Here is a 17,468-nt window from a genome sequence, read left to right as displayed (position 1 = left end):
CGCGCTACTGGTTCTGAGCGATCACGTAGCCGAGGCCGGCGGCGACGACCAGGCCCAGCACCACGGCGATGGCGATCTTGACGGCCGACCAGGGGCGTTCGCCCCGCACCTGGCCCGATTGGCCATTGACCACGAACCGGTAGGACTTGCCGCGATACTTGTAGGCCGCCGACCAGACCGGCAGAAGGACGTGTTTGAAGGTCACGTCGCGGACGTCCGTCTCCATGGCGAGGATGCGTTGGCGGTCACCGCCGATGTCGAACTTCACGTCCCGCTCGATGATCCGGTCCATCTTGACGCGGGCCTCGTCGAAACCCTCGGGCAGCGCGACCGTGTAGCCTTCAGCAAGGAAACCGGCGAGGTATTCGGGCGTGTAGGGCTCCAAACGGCCCAGGTCCCAGGGCTCGAGCGCGTCGGTGTAGCTTTTCGGCAGCGCCCGCGAGGCCAGCACCAGCACGTCGTCGAAGAACCGCGCGACCCGGCCCGCGCGCGGGGTCCAGCGGATCTTTTGCACTTGCTGCGTCTCGGGCTTGCCGTCGCGCATCACGGTGCGCGTCTCGTAATAGACCGTGCCCCGTTCGCCCCGGTACTGGGTCTTGGTGTCGGCGTCGAAGGTCCAGTAGGGCACGTAGATGCCCTGCATCCGGCGGCCCTTGCGGGCGTAATCCTGAAGGCCATTGGGCGCGAACCACAGCTTGCCCAGCCACTCGGTCATCGCCGCCCTGGCGGCCGGTTCGTCCAGCACGAAGGGCGCGACGCCCTTGGGCTTGATCCTGCGCTGGGTGCCGGTGTCGGTGACCACGGGGGTGGCGCAGAAGGGGCATTCGGTGGCGTGCACGTCCGGGCCGAATTCCACCTGCGCGGCGCAATTGGGGCAGGAGGAGACGCGGGTGTCTTCCATCTCGGCCGCGCTGAGGGTTTCGGCCACGGCGGCTTCGAAGTCGAGCTCGGCGATGGCGCCGCCCCAGGGGCCCGGTTCGGTCATCTTTTCCGTATGGCCGCAATGGTCGCAGACCATCTGCGCCGCCGCGGGGTCAAAACGCATGTCGGCGCCGCATTGGTCGCAGGGGAAATGGTGCTCGGTCATCCGTCTCTCTTTCGGGCTGTCGCGGCCAGAATGTCGGGCGGGGGCGAGGGGTTCAACCGGGAAAACGCGGGCCTCTTAACCCCTTTGTAGGGTTTTCAAGCGCAGGATTCCGGCGAAAGGAGTGGCCCATGGACCAGCCCTATGTTGCCGGTGAACTCGACGATGCGATCACCAGCCATGACAATTGGCGCATGCGCCTGCATTCCGCAGCCGTGGCGCGCGAACGCAGCCTGCCCGTGGCGACGATCGCCCGCGCGGATCAATGTCGGCTTGGCCGATGGCTGTGCGGTTGCCCGGCGCCCGAAGGTGGCGACGATCCCCTGGCGCAGGTGCGACGACGGCACAACGCCTTTCACCAGGAGGCCGGACGCATTGCCGCGATGATCGAGGCGGGGCAGTTCGAGGCCGCGCTGCGGGCGCTGTCGGGGTCGGAATTCTCGACGCACACCCGCGCCCTGCGCGACGCCATCGAAGGGGCCCGGGCAGAGGTGAAGGCCAGCCACGGGCCTGCGCCCGTGATCGCCGCCGACCGGGCGATGTAGACCGTCGCGCCGCCGTTCTGGCCACGCCCTCGGTCCTGGCCCCGGGAGGGACCCTTCGGCGCCGATCAGACGCCCGGAGGGGGTGGCGGCGGCAGGATCGTGAACAGCTGCGCCAGCTCGGTCACGTCACCGGCCTTTTTCCAGCCGTCCTGACCCGGGGTCCAGACCAGCGTCTCGCGCATAAGATCGCCATCCGTCGCCATGCGCCCCATCCGCGCCTTGGAGAACGGCCCCTCGGTCGCGCCGTTGCGGGCAATGTGCCAGACATGTTCGACCGGCGGCGGGGGCGGCGGGGGCGCCGCTGCGGCGGGTTGCTGGGCGGGCTGTTGCGCCTGGCCCCAGGGGCCCTGCTGGCCGGCCATGGTACTGGCCATGTGCTGCGCCAGCCCCATGCCCATGCCCATCCCCATGCCGGCGCCCATGGAGCTGCCGGGGGTGGAGGCCGCTGCGCTCATCGCTTCGGCCGCCTGGAACTGGGTGTACTTGCCCAGATCCCCGACGATCCCCATCGAGGTACGCTTGTCCATCACCTCTTCGACCGCGGGCGGCAGGGAGATGTTCTCGATATACATCTCGGGCATCGAGAGCCCGTATTCGGCCAGGGTCTTGCTGACCTCGGTCGCGACCAGCTTGCCCAGATCCGCCGTGTTCGCCGCCATGTCGAGCACCGGGATGCCCGAGCCGGCCAGCACGCGGCTGGTTTCCTGCACGATGATGTTGCGGATCTGGAAGCTGATCTCGTCCATCGTGAATTCGCCGTCGGTGCCGACGATCTCGGTCAGGAACTTCGCCGCATCGGTCACGCGGATCGTGTAGGTGCCGAAGGCGCGCAGCCGCACCATCCCGAATTCAGGGTCGCGGCAGATGATCGGGTTCTTGGTCCCCCACTTGAGGTCGCTGAACCGGGTGGTGTCGACAAAGTAGATCTCGGACTTGAACGGCGACTGGAAGCCATGGTCCCAGTGTTGCAGCGTCGTCATGATCGGCATGTTGTTGGTCTCGAGCATGTAGAGACCGGGGGTGAAGACATCGGCCAGCTGCCCTTCATGCACGAAGACGGCGACCTGCCCTTCGCGCACGGTCAGCTTGGCGCCGTACTTGATCGCGTGGCCCTCGCGCTCGAACCGCCAGACCAGCGTGTCATGGGTGTCGTCGACCCAGTGGATGACATCGATGAACTCGCCCTTGAGGAAATCGAAAATGCCCATCGGCTCTCTCCTTGTCAGCTTTCTCCGCCCAGCAGGCGGTTTGCCTCGGCCTCGACGACGGGGCGGGCCTCGTCCAGCGTCATGCCGGGGGAAAGGCGCGGGTCGTAGAGGATCTTCAGCAGCATTTCGTCATGGGTGGTCAGCAGCGCGAACTCGTCGTCGTCGTTGAAGATCGACGGCCGCGCGCGGGGGGAATCGTTGGCGAGGCCCAGGCCCTGCGCCAGCTCTTCGTGGATGCAGGACAGGCGCATGAGGTCCGGATGCTCGGCCCGGATCAGCGCGATGGCGCGGGCGTAGTCGTAGCCACCGTCCGAGCCCGAGAAGGCGATCACCAGGCAATGGATCGACCGGGGCAGGTCGGCGAAGATGTTCAGCGCGGCCGGGTTGATGTTCGGCACGATCTTCTGGACCTCGCGCAAGAGCTGCGGCCGGTCGTCCTCTCCCATGAAGAAGACGTGGAAGTTGGGGCTCGCCTCGCTCATCCCGATGGGATGGCCGGTGATGCGCCGCAGGCGGGCGGCGTAGTTCGAGACGGCCGCGCGGTCCTTGGCCTGCTGTTCGGGACTGACGAACTGGCCAAAGCTCAGGGCCATGCGCACCGGGCCGGGCCAGCGCTTCAGCCGGCCGGCCGTCCCGCCCGAGCGGCGAAAGCCCTGTCCGCGGGCATATTCGTCATAAAAGGCGATGGTCTCGAAATTCTCGACCAGCTGGCGGGCGGAAAAGGGCGTGTCGGGTCCGCCCCCGTCCGAACGCAAGAGACCCTGCACCAGCAGGTCATTCTGCACGCGGCGATAATAGGTCGCCAGCTCGGTGCTGGCGGCCGAGGGTTGCGGTTCGGGCTTTGGCGCCGCCACGGGTGCGGGCGGCCGTGCCTGCGGCGTGGGCGAGCTGGTCAGCGGCGCCGTTGCCTCGCAGGCGGCCATCGCCAGCAGGGCCAGCGCCGCAAATCCGTGCCGGAGCCTGTCGCCCATTCCCGTTTTCCTCAGGAGGCCGCGCCCGAGGGCACGGCCGTGTTGACGGTGTCGCCCAGCCCGGTCTGCTTGGCCTTGGCGGCGGCGAGCGTGTCGCGCAGCTCGGCCTCCATCTTCTTCAGGTCGGCCTCGGCGGCGGCGCGGCGCGCCTTGCCCTCGTCGGCGATCTGCAGCGATTCCTGGATCGTGCCGATCAGGTCGGCATTGGCCTGCTTGACCGCCTCGATGTCGAAGACGCCGCGCTCCATTTCCTCGCGGATCACCTTGTTGCTCTCGCGCAGGTTCTTCGCGTTGGCGGTCAGCAGCTCGTTGGTCAGGTCGTTCGCCTCGCGCACGGCGGCGGCGGCCTCGGCGCTGCGCTGGATCGTGACCGCCTGCGCCAGCTGGGTTTCCCACAGCGGCACGGTGTTGACGAGGGTCGAGTTGATCTTGGTCACCAGCGACTTGTCGTTCTCCTGCACCAGCCGGATCGAGGGCAGCGACTGCATCGTCACCTGCCGCGTGAGCTTGAGGTCATGCACCCGGCGTTCGAGGTCGTCGCGGGCGGCACGCAGATCGCGCAGCTCCTGCGCCTTCATGACCTGCTGCTCTTCGGCAGCGGCCTGCACCTCGGCCTCCTTGGCGGGGATGTCGGTGCTGTCGAGCTCTTTCAGCTTTTCCTCGCCCGCCGCGATGTAAAGTGCCAGCTCGTCGTAGAAATTCAGCGTCTTTTCATAGAGAAGGTCGAGCGATTTGATGTCCTTCAGCAGCTTGTGCTCATGCCCAAGCAGGTCGTCGGTCACCTTGTCGATCTGCGCCTGCACGCTTTCGAACTGGGCGGTGAACTTGGCAAAGGGCGCCACCTTGCCGGTCAGTTTTTCCCAGAAGGTCCGCTCGCGGCGCACGTCCAGCTCGCTGACCGAAAAGCCGCGGATCGTGGTGACGATGGCGCGCAGGCTGTCGCCCGCGGGGCCCACGTCCTTGTTGCGCACATCGGCCAGCATGGCCTGGCTGATCTGCTGCAACTCGGCCTGCGCGGCCGAGCCGAAATGCACGATCGAGCCGGTGTCGGACATGTCGAGCTCGTTCATGCGCCGGCGGATCGCGTCGCTGGTCGGCGCATCGGCCTGGTCCAGCGGGACCACGGCGCCGGCATCGGCCGGTTCTGGCAGGATCACGGCGCTGACCTGTTCAACCTCGGCCAGGGTCGCTTGCGCCTTTTGGCGGATCGTGTCGGACATGGGGATCTCCTGTCAAATGTCCCGGGCGAGGTGAACGCCCTCGCGGTCGAGCCGTTCCCGCAGCACCTCGATCTCGACCGTAAGGTCGCTGCGGTCGTCGTCGAGCATCTTTTGCGTGCGGTCGGCGAAATTGCGCTCCAGGTCGTCCAGCAGCGTCTCGTAATCGGCGCGGGCCTGCGGGTCGCGGTCCCGGGCGTAGATGTCCGCGAACTTGATCGTCGCGTCGCGGGCGCCCATCAGGTAGACTGTCAGGTAGCGGCGCGCGGCGGAAAGATCGCGTGGGTCGTTCTCGACCGTGCGGAACATGTCGCGGGCGGTCTGCTGGAAGGTGGCGACGCGGGATTCAAGCTGCCTGTCGCGGGCGCGCAGGATGGCGTCGGACATGGCCGACAGGTACTTTTCAGCCTCGTCCACCGCGCGGGCGACGCGGTCTTGCTGGAACGTGTCGATGCCCTCGACGCCCTTGCCCCTGAGCGGGTCGATGCCGAAGGCTGCCACGTGCAGCCCGGTCGCCGCGATGCCGTAAAGCCCGGCCGCGATGATCGACGGATCGCCCGAGAGCGCGGCAATGGCCGTGCCGATGCCGGTGAGGGCCGAGGCGGCCATTTTGCGCGGAAAGCCCGGCGGGCGGGCGACCTTGCGGGCGTGGAACGCCGCCTCGGCCCTGAGCCCGTCGCGCAAGAGCCAGGCGGCCAGCGCCAGCACGGCGCCGCCGACGAGGCCAAGTGCCAGCTGCACGGCGCCGCCGAAGACCGAGGTCAGGACAAGGATCGCGGGAGGGACGAACAGCAGGTTCGCCCGCGCACCCGCCGGATCGACCGAGGCGCCCCGGTAGGCGCCGCGCTTGGGCGCCGGGGTGCCTTGCTTGCCGTCCGGGCTGAATTGGCCGCCGTAGCGTTGTGCCATGGCCCTAGAGCCCCCCGAGCAGGCCCGAGGTCACGCCGATCAGCAGGATCAGCAAGGCCACGTAGGCGATTTTCTGTAGTCCGCTTCCCGACATGGGACCCCCGGGAAAATTCCTTAACGTCCCAAACGTAGGGTATGGGGGGCGGTTTCGCTAGGGGGAATGCCGCGGGTGCAGTGTCCGTGTCACGATTGCCGGCGGGCGCAATGCTCTGCGCGGCCGCATGCCGCGTGACGGCACGTCATTGCCCGAGGGGGCCTGGGGCGTGCCTCGGGGCCGCGCCCCGTTACCGCGTCCGCCGTGGCCCGCGCGCGCCATCGCTGGGCCCCGGTTTGCCGCCCGGCTTGTCCGGACGTCCGCCACCCGGCTTGCCCGGGCGTCCCTCGGGCTTGCCCGAGAAACCGGCGGCCTTGCCCGAGCGGTCATCGGCCTTTCCGAACCGCCCGGCGGGTTTGCCCGGCCGCGCATCGGATTTTCCACCGCGTCCGTCCGATTTGCCGAACTTGCCTTCGGCCTTCCCGGGACGTCCGTCGGGTTTGCCGGGACGTCCGTCAGCCTTTCCGGAACGTCCGTCCGGCTTGCCCGGCCCGCCGGGCCGCCCCGGTTTGCCCGTGGGCTTCCCTCCCGGCTTGCCGGCCTTGGCCCGCCCGGTCGTATCGGCGCCCGGATCTTCCAGCCCCAGTTGGTCGCGCAGGATCTTGCGGCGCACCTCTTCGACCGCACCGGGCGCCAGCGTGCCCAGCTGGAACGGCCCGTAGGACACCCGGATCAGCCGGTTCACCACCAGCCCGACATGCGCCATGGCGCGGCGGATCTCGCGGTTGCGGCCCTCGCGGATGCCCACGGTCAGCCAGGCATTCGCCCCCTGCTGCCGGTCCAGCGACACGTTCATCGGCTGGAACGCCTCGCCCTCGATGGTCACGCCTCGGCGCAGCGGCTCGAGCGCGCTGTCCTCGGGCCGGCCGTTCACCCGCACGCGGTACTTGCGCAGCCAACCGGTCGAGGGCAGTTCCAACTTGCGCTTGATCCCGCCGTCGTTGGTCAGCAGCAAGAGCCCTTCGGAGCTCATGTCGAGCCGCCCGACCGGCATCACGCGGGGCAGGTCCTCGGGCAGGCTGTCGTAGATCGTGGGCCGGCCCTCTTCGTCCTTCGCGGTGGTCACCTGGCCGCGCGGCTTGTGGAACAGCCACAGGCGCGGCTCCTCGGCCTCGGCCAGTGGCTTGCCGTTGACGGTGATCTTGTCGGCGACGGTCACGTTCAGCGCGGGGCTGTCGATGATCTTGCCGTTGACGGTGACGCGGCCGGTCTCGATCAGCCGCTCGGCCTCGCGGCGCGAGGCGTGGCCGGCGCGGGCAATGACCTTGGCGATCCGGTCGCCGGGGGGAGGAGTGTCGCTCATGCGGTCCGGCTTAGGCCAAAGCGCCCCGTTGCGGAAGGGGGAGATTTGCGGCACTCCGGGGCCATGAGCTTTCGCACCTACATGCCCGAGGCGCTGGACGAGGCGCGCGCCGCCGCCGCCCGCGGCGAGGTGCCGGTGGGGGCCGTGGTGGTCGCGCCGGATGGCCGGATCGTGGCGCGCGCGGGGAACCGGACGCGCGAGCTGAGCGACCCCTCGGCCCATGCCGAGATGCTGGCGATCCGACAAGCCTGCGCCGCCTTGGGGCAGGAGCGGCTGGCGGGGCATGACTTGTACGTGACGCTCGAACCCTGCGCCATGTGCGCCGGGGTCATCGCCGCCGCCCGCATCGCGCGGGTCTATTTCGGCGCGAGCGATCCCAAGTCGGGCGGGGTGAGCCACGGGGCACGGGTGTTTGACCACCCACAGGCCCATCACGCCCCCGAGGTTTACGAGGGGCTGGCGGAAGCCGAATGCGCCGCCCTGCTGCGCGACTTCTTTCGCGAGAAGCGCTAGGCCGTTCTGCCTCCGGGCCTGTCACGCCGGCGGGCCGGGGCACCGTCGGCAGGCGTACCTGCCCGTGGTTTGGTCCGCCAAGGCGCATGGCGCGACGCCGAAGGGCCTAGATCAGCAGCCCGCCCGCGCGTTCATGGCGCAGCAGCCAGACCTTGGTCTCGACGCCCGAGCCGCCGGAAAAGCCGCCCAGGTTGCCGGTGCCCAGCACCCGGTGGCAGGGGATGATCAGCGCGATGGGATTGGCGCCGCAGGCTTGGCCGACCGCCTGGGCGGGGGCCTTGAGGCGCTTCGCGATCTGGCCGTAGGTGCTGGTCTCGCCCAGCGGAATCGCGGCCATCTCGGCGCAGACGGCCTGCTGGAACGCCGACCCGGCCACCCGCAGCGGCAGGTCGAAGGACAGGGGGCCGTCCTCGAAATACGCCCGGATCTGCTCGGCGGCGCGGGTCAGCAGGGGTGTGTCGTCCCGCGCGCCGTCGTCCACGGGGGCCCAAGTGGCGCGGGTGATCGCGCCATCCTCTTCGGTCAGGGAGAAGGTCCCAGTAGGTGTATCAAGCGTCATGCGCGGCATCTTTGGGCTCGGGCGCAGGTGGGGTGAAACCGCACCCTACGGCCCTTGGTGCGCGTTGGGCAACACATTGGCGGCAGAGATGCGGGGCGGGGTTTCGCCCCACCGCACGTCCCCGCCTCACGCCCGGTGCAAAGATGTAGGGTGGGGGTCCACCCCACCGCTCGGCCCCGCCACGCGCCCGGTGCAAGGATGTAGGGTGGGGGTCCACCCCACCGCACGTCCCCGCCTCACGCCCGGTGCAAAGATGTAGGGTGGGGTTCCACCCCACCCATCGCCTTACCCCAGCGCCTCGTTGCAGCGCGAACACGTTGCGGGATGCGCGTGGTTGCCGACGTCCGGCAGGATCTTCCAGCAGCGCTGGCACTTCTCGCCATCGGCCCGTTCGAAGACAACGGCGATGCCGGGGACCTCGGGCAGGCGGAAGGCCTCGGCCGGGGCCGGGTCGGCCGTGAGGAACACCGCCGAGGTGATGCAGATGTCGTCGAAATGCACCGATTTCAGCGCCTCTAGCACCTCTGCCTCTTCCAGGTGCACCACCGGCGCCGCCTCGAGCGAGGCGCCGATCACCTTGTCGGTCCGCTGGATTTCCAGCGCCGCCGTCACCACACGGCGGGCGGCGCGGATGCGGGCCCACTTGGCGGCCAGCGCCGGGTCGCGCCAGTCGGCGGGCGTCTCGGGCATGTCCTGCAGGTGGACCGAGCCGTCCTCGCCCGGGAAGCGGTCGAGCCAGACGTCTTCGGTCGTGAAGGGCAGGATCGGCGCCAGCCAGGTGGTCAGACGCTCGAACAGCAGCTCCATCACCGTCCGTGCTGCGCGGCGGCGCGCGGTGTCGCCGTCGCAGTACAGCGCGTCCTTGCGAATGTCGAAGTAGAAGGCGCTGAGGTCCAGCGTGCAGAAGTTGAACACCTGGCTGAAGACGTGCTGGAAGTCGAACCGGCGGTAGCCGTCGCGCACGGTGGCGTCGAGCTCGGCCAGGCGGTGAAGCACCCAGCGTTCCAGCTCGGGCATGTCGGCGGGCGACACGCGGTCGGCCTCGGTCACATGCCCCAGCGCGCCCAGCATGAAGCGCATGGTGTTGCGCAGCCGGCGGTAGCTGTCGGCCACGCCCTTGAGGATCTCCGGCCCGATCCGCTGGTCGGCGGTGTAATCGGTCTGCGCCACCCAAAGCCGCAGGATGTCGGCGCCGTATTGCTTGATGACTTCTTCGGGCACGATGGTGTTGCCGAGCGACTTGGACATCTTGTTGCCCTTCTCGTCCAGCGTGAAGCCATGCGTCACCACGTTGCGATAGGGCGCGCGGCCCTTGGTGCCGCAGGCCTGCAGCATCGACGAATGGAACCAGCCGCGGTGCTGGTCGGTGCCTTCCATGTAGACATCCGCGATGCCGTCGGGCGTGCCGTCGGCGCGGTCGCGCAGCACGAAGGCATGGGTCGAGCCGGAATCAAACCACACGTCGAGGATGTCGAAGACCTGGTCCCACTCCTCGGGGTCGTAGTCGTTGCCGAGGAACCGCGCCTTGGCGCCGTCCTTGTACCAGGCATCCGCGCCCTCGGTCTCGAAGGCCGCGCCGATGCGGGCATTGACGGCCGGGTCGCGCAGCAGGAAGTCGGGATCGGACGGCAGCGCGCCCTTTTTCGTGAAGCAGGTCAGCGGCACGCCCCAGGCCCGTTGACGCGACAGCACCCAGTCGGGCCGCGCCTCGATCATGGAATACAGCCGGTTGCGGCCGGTCTGCGGCGTCCACTTGACCAGCTGGTCGATGGAGGTCAGCGCCCGCTCGCGGATCGTGTCGCCATAGGTGCCCTGGCCGTCGTCGATCTTGCGGTCGATTGCGGCGAACCATTGCGGCGTGTTGCGAAAGATCACCGGCGCCTTGGAGCGCCAGGAATGCGGGTAGCTGTGCGTGACACGGCCACGGGCCAGCAGCCCGCCTGCCTCGACCAGCTTGTCGATAACGGCGGCGTTGGCCTTGCCTTCCTTGCCCTTGCGGTCGAACACCTGAAGCCCGGCAAAGAACGGGACATGCGGCAGGAATTCGCTTTCCTCACCGACATTGTGGGTCATCCGGTCCAGCCAGTTGCGCTTGAGGAAGACCTCGTAGTCATCGGCGCCGTGGCTGGGCGCGGTGTGCACGAACCCGGTGCCGGCGTCGTCGGTCACATGCTCGCCGTCTACCATGGGGACGCCGTAGTCCCAGAAGCCATCGGCACCGTCGATGCCGCGCAGCGGGTGGGCGAGGGTGAGCGTCGATAGCTCCTCGCCCGTCACGTCGCGCAGCCGGCGGTACATGGACGGCTCGAGCCGCGCCTTGCCCAGCACCTCTTCGGCCAGCGCGTCGGCCAGCAGGTAGCGGTCGCCGATGCGGGCCCAGCATTCCTCGGGGCGGCCGGTGACCTCGTAAAGGCCATAGGCGATCTTGGGGTTGTAGGCGACGGCCTTGTTGGACGGGATCGTCCAGGGGGTCGTTGTCCAGATCACCACCTTGGCGCCCTGCAGATCGGCCGCCAGCAGCGCCGCATCGGCGCCGGCGTAATCGTCATCCTCGCCCTCGGCCATCACCACGTCGCCACCGCCGACAATGCGGAACGGCACCCAGATCGTGTGGGACTTGTGGTCGTGGTACTCGATCTCGGCCTCGGCCAGCGCGGTCTTTTCGACCGGCGACCACATCACGGGCTTGGAGCCCTGGTAGAGCGTGCCGTTCATCAGGAATTTCATGAATTCCTCGGCGATCACCCGCTCGGCGTGGAAATCCATCGTCAGGTACGGATCGGCCCAGTTGCCGGTGATGCCCAGGCGCTTGAACTCGTCGCGCTGGATGTCCACCCAGCCCTCGGCGAACTTGCGGCATTCCTGGCGGAAGTCGATCACGTCCACCGCGTCCTTGTTCTTGCCCTGGGCTCGGTACTGCTCCTCGATCTTCCATTCGATCGGCAGACCGTGGCAATCCCAGCCCGGCACGTAGCGCGCATCATGGCCCATCATCTGGTGGCTGCGCACGATCATGTCCTTGATCGTCTTGTTCAGCGCGTGACCGATGTGCAGGTGGCCGTTGGCGTAGGGCGGTCCGTCGTGCAGGATGAAGGGCGTGCGGTCGCCGGCCGTTTCGCGCAGGCGGTCGTAGACCCCGATGCGGGCCCAGCGGTCCAGCCACTCCGGCTCGCGCTTGGGCAGGCCCGCGCGCATCGGGAAATCGGTTTTCGGCAGGTTCAGCGTGTCTTTGTAGTCAGGCGTCTCGGCGCACATGTCGGGCGTCCTTGGATGGGTCTTCGACTGTCAGGGGATGAGAGCGGCGCGGTGTCCCATACGCCTTGTCCCGGCGGCTCGTCTGGTCAGAGCGCCGGGCATGTAATTCGAAGGATGATCGCTTTGTCACACATCGCGACAGACCTATAATCCTGCCGCGCACGGGCGTAAAGGCCCGCGAAACGCTGTCAGCCGATGGCCTGCGGGCGCTTTCGGTCCTGCGTGCGGCGCCTGACCCGGACGCCGATGGCGCAGACCCCGATCGAGATCCAGAACACCTGGATCAGCAGCGACGCCATGTTGAAGTCATGCGTCAGCGAGACCAGCACCAGTGACGCCGCCAGCGTGTTGACCACGAAATACGACAGGCATTCCGAGGTCACGAACCGCATGCTGAGCGAGAGGTAATTGGCGACGTAGAGAATGAACCCGGCAAAGCCCAAGAGGCGGGGTAGCTCTGCCAGGGTGATATCGAAGTGGAAGAAGAACATCGCGCGCCCCGTTGGAAACTGGCTGATCGCCTATGTCCTTACCCTAGCGTCAACCTGAGGTGGCGGGCAGTCCGGTATTCCATGCCTCGTGCGGACGATTTGAAATGCCATGCGGGCCATCCCATATTCATCGGCATGGAGATCGTACCCGGCATGACCGAGGCGCAGGTGAACGCCCGCCTCGACGAGTTGGCCCGGCGGCACAAGGCCGCCAGCGGGCTTGGTGTGCAGTTGTTGAACGTGGTGGGCGGACAGGCCGAGAACCTGCTCGATCGCTTGCCGGGCAGCGTCAAGGAGCGTCTCGACGGCGCCACCGAGGCGGCGCTGCGCACGGCGATGAACGCCGCCGGCCGGTCGCGCAAGGCCGTGCCGGACCAGGCGGGTTGGCTCAACACCGCCGTCAGCGCCGCGCTGGGCGGGGCCGGGGGCTTTGGCGGGTTGCCAAGCGCCTTGGCCGAGCTGCCGGTCACCGTGACGGTGCTGTTGCGCGCGATCCAGGGCGTGGCCGCGCGCCACGGGTTCGACCCTGACGACGAGGTGATCCGCCTCGCCTGTCTCGAGGTGCTGGGCACGGCCGGGCCGCTTGACGACGACGACGGGGCCGAGCTGAGCTTCCTTGCCGCCCGCGTGACGCTGACCGGGGCGACGGTGCGGGGCCTTCTGGCCAAGGTCGCGCCGCGGCTGGCGACGGTGCTGGGCCAGAAGCTGGCCGCGCAGACCGTGCCGGTGCTGGGCGCCGTGACCGGCGCTGCGACCAATTACATCTACACCAATTATTACCAGGAAATGGCCGAGATCCAATTCGGCATCCTGGCCCTGGCCCGCGACAGCGGCACCCCGCGCGAAGAGCTGCTGGCCAGCCTGCGCGACCGGCTGCGCCCGCCGCAGGTCAAGCGGGCCTGAGCCCGGGTCAGTTGCTTGAACTGCGCAGGTAATCCATCACCGCCTCGCGCACGCATTGCTCTCCGCTGGCGCGCGCGCCGTCGATCACGGCCTTGACCGCGTTCAGGTCGGATCGCATCAGCAGATGCTTGACCGGCCCGATCGAGGCCGGGCGCATCGACAGCGACCGGAAGCCGATGGCGGCAAGGCACAGCGCCTCGACCGGCCGACCGGCGTCTTCGCCGCAGAAGCTGAGCCTGGTGTTCGATTGCGCGCAGCGCTCCACGATCAGCTCGAGGAAGGTCAGGAAGCTGAGGTTCAGTGTGTCGTAGCGCCGCCGCACCAGCTCGTTCTCGCGGTCGGCCGCAAAGAAGAACTGCTTGAGATCGTTGCCGCCCACCGACAGGAACTCCACCTCTTCGAAGAAGCGTTTGGAGGCATAGGCCAGCGAGGGCGTCTCGAGCATGCTGCCCACCTCGACCCGCGAGGGCAGCGGGTGGCCGAGGATGCGTTCGCGCTCAAGCGCCTTGTCCATCTCGGCGCGGGCGGCGCGCCATTCCTCGTATTGCGCCACGAACGGAAACATGACCGACAGCGGCCCGCCCGCGGCGGCCCGGATCAGCGCCTGCAGCTGCATCCGCAGCACGCCCGGCTTGTCGAGCCCGACGCGGATCGCCCGCCAACCCAGCGCCGGGTTCGGCTCGTCCGTCGGCTTCATGTAGGGCAGCACCTTGTCCGACCCGATGTCGAGCGTGCGGAAGACCACGCGCTGGCCGCGTGCGGCCTTCATCACATGGGCATACAGCGCGGCCAGTTCGGTGCGGCGCGGCATCTGGTTGCGGATCAGGAACTGCAACTCGGTGCGGAAGAGGCCCACGCCCTCGGCCCCCGACCCCTCGAGCGAGGGCAGGTCGGCCATGAGCCCCGCGTTCATCGTCAGCGTGATCGTCTCGCCCGAGAGCGTCGTCGCGGGCTTGTCGCGGATCGAGGCGTAACGCTGCTGCGCCTCGGCCTGCATGGCGATCTTGTCGTTGAAGGCGGCGATGACCGTGTCGTCGGGCCGCAGATGCGCGATGCCCTGGTCACCGTCGACAAGGATGACGTCGCCGTTCAGCGCCTCGTCGGTGATGCGCGCGGCATGGACCACCAGCGGGATCGCCAGCGCCCGCGCGACGATGGCGGCATGGCTGCCGACCGAGCCGTCCTGCAGCACGATGCCCTTGAGCTTGCGGTCGTATTCCAGCAACTCGGCCGGGCCGATGTTGCGCGCGATCAGGATCGGGTCTTCGGGCATCTCGGCCCCGGTCTCTTGCCCCTGGCCGGTGAGGATGCGCAGCAGGCGGTTCGACAGGTCGTCGAGGTCGTGCAGCCGCTCGCGCAGGTAGGCGTCGGGCACCTGCGCCATGCGGGCGCGGGCGCTGCTCTGTTCCTTCTCCACCGCCGCCTCGGCCGACAGGCCGCGCGCGATGTCTTCCTCCATCCGGCGCAGCCAGCCCTTGGAATTGGCGAACATGCGGTAGGCCTCGAGCACCTGCAACTGTTCGGTGTCGCCGCCCCGCGCCCCGTCGAGCATGTCGTCGACCCGCACGCGCAGCGTCTCGACCGCCTCGTTCAGGCGCTGGCTCTCGGTCTCGGGGTCCTCGGCGATCGGGTTGGTGACAACGACGCGCGGCTCGTGCAGCCAGACATGGCCCTTGGCCGTGCCTTCCTGGCCGGTGGTGCCGCGGAACATCACCGGCTGCTGGTGCCGCGCCTTCATCGCCGCGCCTTCGCCGACGAAGATGCCCAGCTCGGTCATCTCGGCCAGCACCATGGCGACGACCTCGAGCGCGTAAAGTTCGTCGTCCGAAAATTCGCGCTTTTCCTTGGACTGCACGACCAGCACGCCCAGCTTTTCGCCCAGCCGCTGGATCGGCACGCCGAGGAAGCTCGAATAGATCTCCTCCCCCGTCTCGGGCATGTAGCGGAACCCCGGCTCCGAGGGGGCATCGGCGCTGTTGACCACCTTGCCCGACCGCGCGACGCGGCCCACCAGGCCCTCGCCCAGCCGCATCCGCGTCTGGTGCACGGCCTCGGCCTTCAGGCCCTCGGTGGCGCAAAGCTCCAGGGTTTCCTCGTCGCGGAAGAGGTAGATCGAGCAGACCTCGGTCCCCATCGAATCCGCGGTCAGGCTGACGATCCGGTCCAGCCGCGCCTGGCCTGCCGCTTCCTCTGCCATGAGGGTGCGCAGGCGGCCGAGCAGCTTTCGGCTTTCGCTCTCGGAATTCTGGGGCATCAGGGCGGGGTCCCTTCAGGGTTGAATCCGCAGGCGACTAGACCACATGGCGGCCCGAAGCGAAACGGCAAATCGGACCGCCCCCGAAAACTTTCGGCGCCCCGCAACGCGCAGCGCCCGGCGGGCCGGCTTCCCGGGGCGCCGCGCCCTGTCTTTCACTTTTCCCGAAATACTCCGGGGGTATGGGGGCAGCGCCCCCATGCGCGGGCCGCAACAGGCGCCCCGCGGGGTCGCCGTGTCACGCGACCCAAAGCAGTCGCCTTGATCAGGCGACCCAAAGCAGTCGCCTTGTTCAGGCGACCCAAAGCAGTCGCCTTGTTCAGGCGACTTTGTCCAGTTCGAACGCATCGTGCAGCGCCTGAACGGCCAGCTCGGTGTACTTGCGGTCCACCAGCACCGAGATCTTGATCTCGGAAGTCGCGATCACCTTGATGTTGATGCCTTCCTCGGACAGCACCTTGAACATCTTGGACGCGACACCCGATTGCGACCGCATGCCGATGCCCACGACCGAGATCTTTGCGACGCCCGTGTCGGCGATCAGCTCAGCGAAATCGAGCCCCGCGGCCTTGGCATCGGCCAGCGCCTTTTCCGCCCGCTTCACTTGGTCGGTGGGGCAGGAGAACGTCATGTCCGTGCGGCCCTCGTCCGAGATGTTCTGCACGATCATGTCGACGTTGATCCCGGCATCGGCCAGGGGGCCGAAGATCGCCGCGGCGATGCCCGGCTGGTCGGCGACCGACGTCAGGGTCATCTTGGCTTCTTCCCGGCTGGCGGCGACGCCGCTGACGACTCTGCTTTCCACGATATCCTCCTCGGCACAGATCAGCGTGCCGGCATTGGGGTCATATTCCTCGAACGAGCTCAGCACCCGCAGTTTCACCTTGTAACGCATCGCCAGCTCGACGGACCGGGTCTGCAGCACCTTGGCGCCCAGCGATGCCAGCTCGAGCATTTCCTCGAAGGCGATCTTTTCCAGCTTCTGCGCCTTGTCGGTGATCCGCGGGTCCGTGGTATAGACCCCGTCCACGTCAGTATAGATGTCGCAGCGCTCGGCGTCGAAGGCGGCGGCAAAGGCGACGGCGGTCGTGTCGCTGCCGCCCCGGCCCAGCGTGGTGATCCGGCCCTCGGGGCTGATGCCCTGGAAGCCCGCGACCACGGCGACCTTCATGCCCTCGCCGAACTTGGCGCTGATATTGTCGGTCGGGATGTCCACGATCCGCGCCTGGCCATGGGCCGAGGTCGTCTGAAGCGGCACCTGCCAGCCCTGCCAGGAGCGGGCGGGCACGTCCATCTCCTGCAGCGTCAGCGCCATCAGGCCGGCGGTCACGTTCTCGCCCGAACTGACGACGGCGTCGTATTCGCGCGCGTCGTACAGCGGCGAGGTCTCGCCGACGAAGCCCACCAGCTTGTTGGTCTCGCCGGACATGGCCGAGACGATGACGATGACGTCGTAACCGTTGGCAACCTCGCGGCCGACCCGTTTGGCCGCACGGCGGATGCGGTCAAGGGTGGCTACGGACGTGCCGCCGAATTTCATCACGAGGACGGGCATGGAAGGCTCCGGTCAGGGTCGAACGGACGGGGGTTTAATCCGCGGTGAAAAAAAGGGCAAGCAGGATGGGGCCCCGCAGATTTTTCCGACGAAAAATCTGCGGCGGGGGCGGGGCGGCTGACCAAGATTATTCGTCAGAATAATCTTGGGCCCCAGCGATGGGTCAGTTCGTCTTTTGCCGGGGGGTGAAGGGAAGCGGGGCGATGGTCACGCCATCCTCGATCAGGGCGCGGGCTTCCTCGGGCTTGGCCTCACCGTAGATCGGCCGCTCGGGCGCCTCGCCCAGGTGTTGGGCGCGCGCCTCCTTGGCGAATCCGCCGCCCACGTAGGTGGCGTTCTTCTCGACCGTGTCGCGCAGTTTCGCGATCATCTCGGCCATCCCGGCGGGGGGCTGGCCGGGACTTGCGGCCGGCGCCGGCGCGGGGTCTGCCGCCGCCTTGCGCGAGGTGCGCACGCCGGGCGCCATCATCATCTTCTCGACCTCGGTCGAGCCGCAGGTGGCGCAGGCCACCATGCCCGCCGCATGCAGCTTGTCATAGGCCGAGGCCGACTGGAACCAGCTGTCGAACCGGTGACCGTCTGAGCATTTGAGGTCGTAATGTATCAT

The 17,468-nt window shown here is 68.0% G+C and carries 15 protein-coding genes; 3 read left to right on the top strand and 12 right to left on the bottom strand.

Going from position 1 to position 17,468, the window contains the following annotated elements:
- Nucleotides 1–4: 4 nt before the first annotated feature.
- Nucleotides 5–1,087: a TFIIB-type zinc ribbon-containing protein gene (locus tag MF270_RS05935; RefSeq protein WP_238364950.1), complete on the bottom strand. Its 1,083-nt coding sequence runs from the start codon at nt 1,085–1,087 to the stop codon at nt 5–7.
- Nucleotides 1,088–1,215: 128 nt separating this feature from the next.
- Between MF270_RS05935 and MF270_RS05930 the strand changes: the two genes are divergently transcribed.
- Entirely contained in the window at nt 1,216–1,629 is a 414-nt protein-coding gene (locus MF270_RS05930; RefSeq protein ID WP_238364949.1) for a CZB domain-containing protein, read from the top strand.
- 65 nt (nt 1,630–1,694) lie between these two features.
- Here the strand turns inward: MF270_RS05930 and MF270_RS05925 are convergent, their stop codons facing one another.
- The 5 genes from MF270_RS05925 to MF270_RS05905 form a co-directional block, all read right to left on the bottom strand.
- A complete protein-coding gene (locus MF270_RS05925; RefSeq protein WP_238364948.1) occupies nt 1,695–2,837 on the bottom strand; it encodes an SPFH domain-containing protein in 1,143 nt (380 codons plus the stop codon).
- Nucleotides 2,838–2,851: 14 nt separating this feature from the next.
- Nucleotides 2,852–3,808, bottom strand: a complete 957-nt coding sequence (locus MF270_RS05920) for a DUF2927 domain-containing protein (RefSeq protein WP_238364947.1) — start codon at nt 3,806–3,808, stop codon at nt 2,852–2,854.
- An 11-nt stretch (nt 3,809–3,819) separates the two neighbouring features.
- Nucleotides 3,820–5,028 carry a toxic anion resistance protein gene (locus tag MF270_RS05915; RefSeq protein WP_238364946.1) on the bottom strand — a complete coding sequence of 403 codons (1,209 nt, stop codon included), beginning with the start codon at nt 5,026–5,028 and terminating at the stop codon, nt 3,820–3,822.
- Nucleotides 5,029–5,040: 12 nt separating this feature from the next.
- Nucleotides 5,041–5,934 (bottom strand): 5-bromo-4-chloroindolyl phosphate hydrolysis family protein, encoded by an 894-nt coding sequence (locus MF270_RS05910; RefSeq protein ID WP_238364945.1) that lies wholly within the window; start codon nt 5,932–5,934, stop codon nt 5,041–5,043.
- 284 nt (nt 5,935–6,218) lie between these two features.
- Nucleotides 6,219–7,331: a pseudouridine synthase gene (locus MF270_RS05905; RefSeq protein ID WP_238364944.1), complete on the bottom strand. Its 1,113-nt coding sequence runs from the start codon at nt 7,329–7,331 to the stop codon at nt 6,219–6,221.
- Between the two features lie 63 nt (nt 7,332–7,394).
- On the opposite strand from MF270_RS05905, the gene MF270_RS05900 reads away from it, so the two are divergent.
- Nucleotides 7,395–7,844 (top strand): nucleoside deaminase, encoded by a 450-nt coding sequence (locus MF270_RS05900; protein ID WP_238364943.1) that lies wholly within the window; start codon nt 7,395–7,397, stop codon nt 7,842–7,844.
- Nucleotides 7,845–7,950: 106 nt separating this feature from the next.
- On the opposite strand, the gene MF270_RS05895 is transcribed toward MF270_RS05900, so the two are convergent.
- The 3 genes from MF270_RS05895 to MF270_RS05885 all read right to left on the bottom strand — a co-directional run bounded on the left by MF270_RS05895 (nt 7,951) and on the right by MF270_RS05885 (nt 12,149).
- Nucleotides 7,951–8,412 (bottom strand): methylated-DNA--[protein]-cysteine S-methyltransferase, encoded by a 462-nt coding sequence (locus tag MF270_RS05895; RefSeq protein WP_238364942.1) that lies wholly within the window; start codon nt 8,410–8,412, stop codon nt 7,951–7,953.
- Between the two features lie 276 nt (nt 8,413–8,688).
- The gene (ileS, locus tag MF270_RS05890; RefSeq protein ID WP_238364941.1) at nt 8,689–11,658 is read right to left on the bottom strand and encodes an isoleucine--tRNA ligase; all 2,970 of its coding nucleotides are present in this window, start codon (nt 11,656–11,658) and stop codon (nt 8,689–8,691) included.
- 188 nt (nt 11,659–11,846) lie between these two features.
- Complete coding sequence (locus MF270_RS05885) at nt 11,847–12,149, bottom strand: CBU_0592 family membrane protein (protein ID WP_238364940.1); 303 nt, start codon at nt 12,147–12,149, stop codon at nt 11,847–11,849.
- A gap of 135 nt (nt 12,150–12,284) precedes the next feature.
- Between MF270_RS05885 and MF270_RS05880 the strand changes: the two genes are divergently transcribed.
- Entirely contained in the window at nt 12,285–13,052 is a 768-nt protein-coding gene (locus MF270_RS05880; protein ID WP_238364939.1) for an EcsC family protein, read from the top strand.
- A gap of 7 nt (nt 13,053–13,059) precedes the next feature.
- On the opposite strand, the gene ptsP is transcribed toward MF270_RS05880, so the two are convergent.
- The 3 genes from ptsP to MF270_RS05865 all read right to left on the bottom strand — a co-directional run bounded on the left by ptsP (nt 13,060) and on the right by MF270_RS05865 (nt 17,468).
- Nucleotides 13,060–15,306 (bottom strand): phosphoenolpyruvate--protein phosphotransferase, encoded by a 2,247-nt coding sequence (gene ptsP / locus MF270_RS05875; protein ID WP_238364938.1) that lies wholly within the window; start codon nt 15,304–15,306, stop codon nt 13,060–13,062.
- Between the two features lie 319 nt (nt 15,307–15,625).
- Nucleotides 15,626–16,861: an aspartate kinase gene (locus MF270_RS05870; protein WP_238364937.1), complete on the bottom strand. Its 1,236-nt coding sequence runs from the start codon at nt 16,859–16,861 to the stop codon at nt 15,626–15,628.
- Nucleotides 16,862–17,024: 163 nt separating this feature from the next.
- A complete protein-coding gene (locus tag MF270_RS05865; protein ID WP_238364936.1) occupies nt 17,025–17,468 on the bottom strand; it encodes a DUF1178 family protein in 444 nt (147 codons plus the stop codon).

The sequence above is a fragment of the Mesobacterium pallidum genome, from assembly GCF_019966535.1.
In the GTDB taxonomy this organism is placed as follows: domain Bacteria; phylum Pseudomonadota; class Alphaproteobacteria; order Rhodobacterales; family Rhodobacteraceae; genus Mesobacterium; species Mesobacterium pallidum.
The sequence above is the reverse complement of the archived record's forward strand: the minus strand, read 5'-3'. Positions and strand labels throughout refer to the sequence as shown.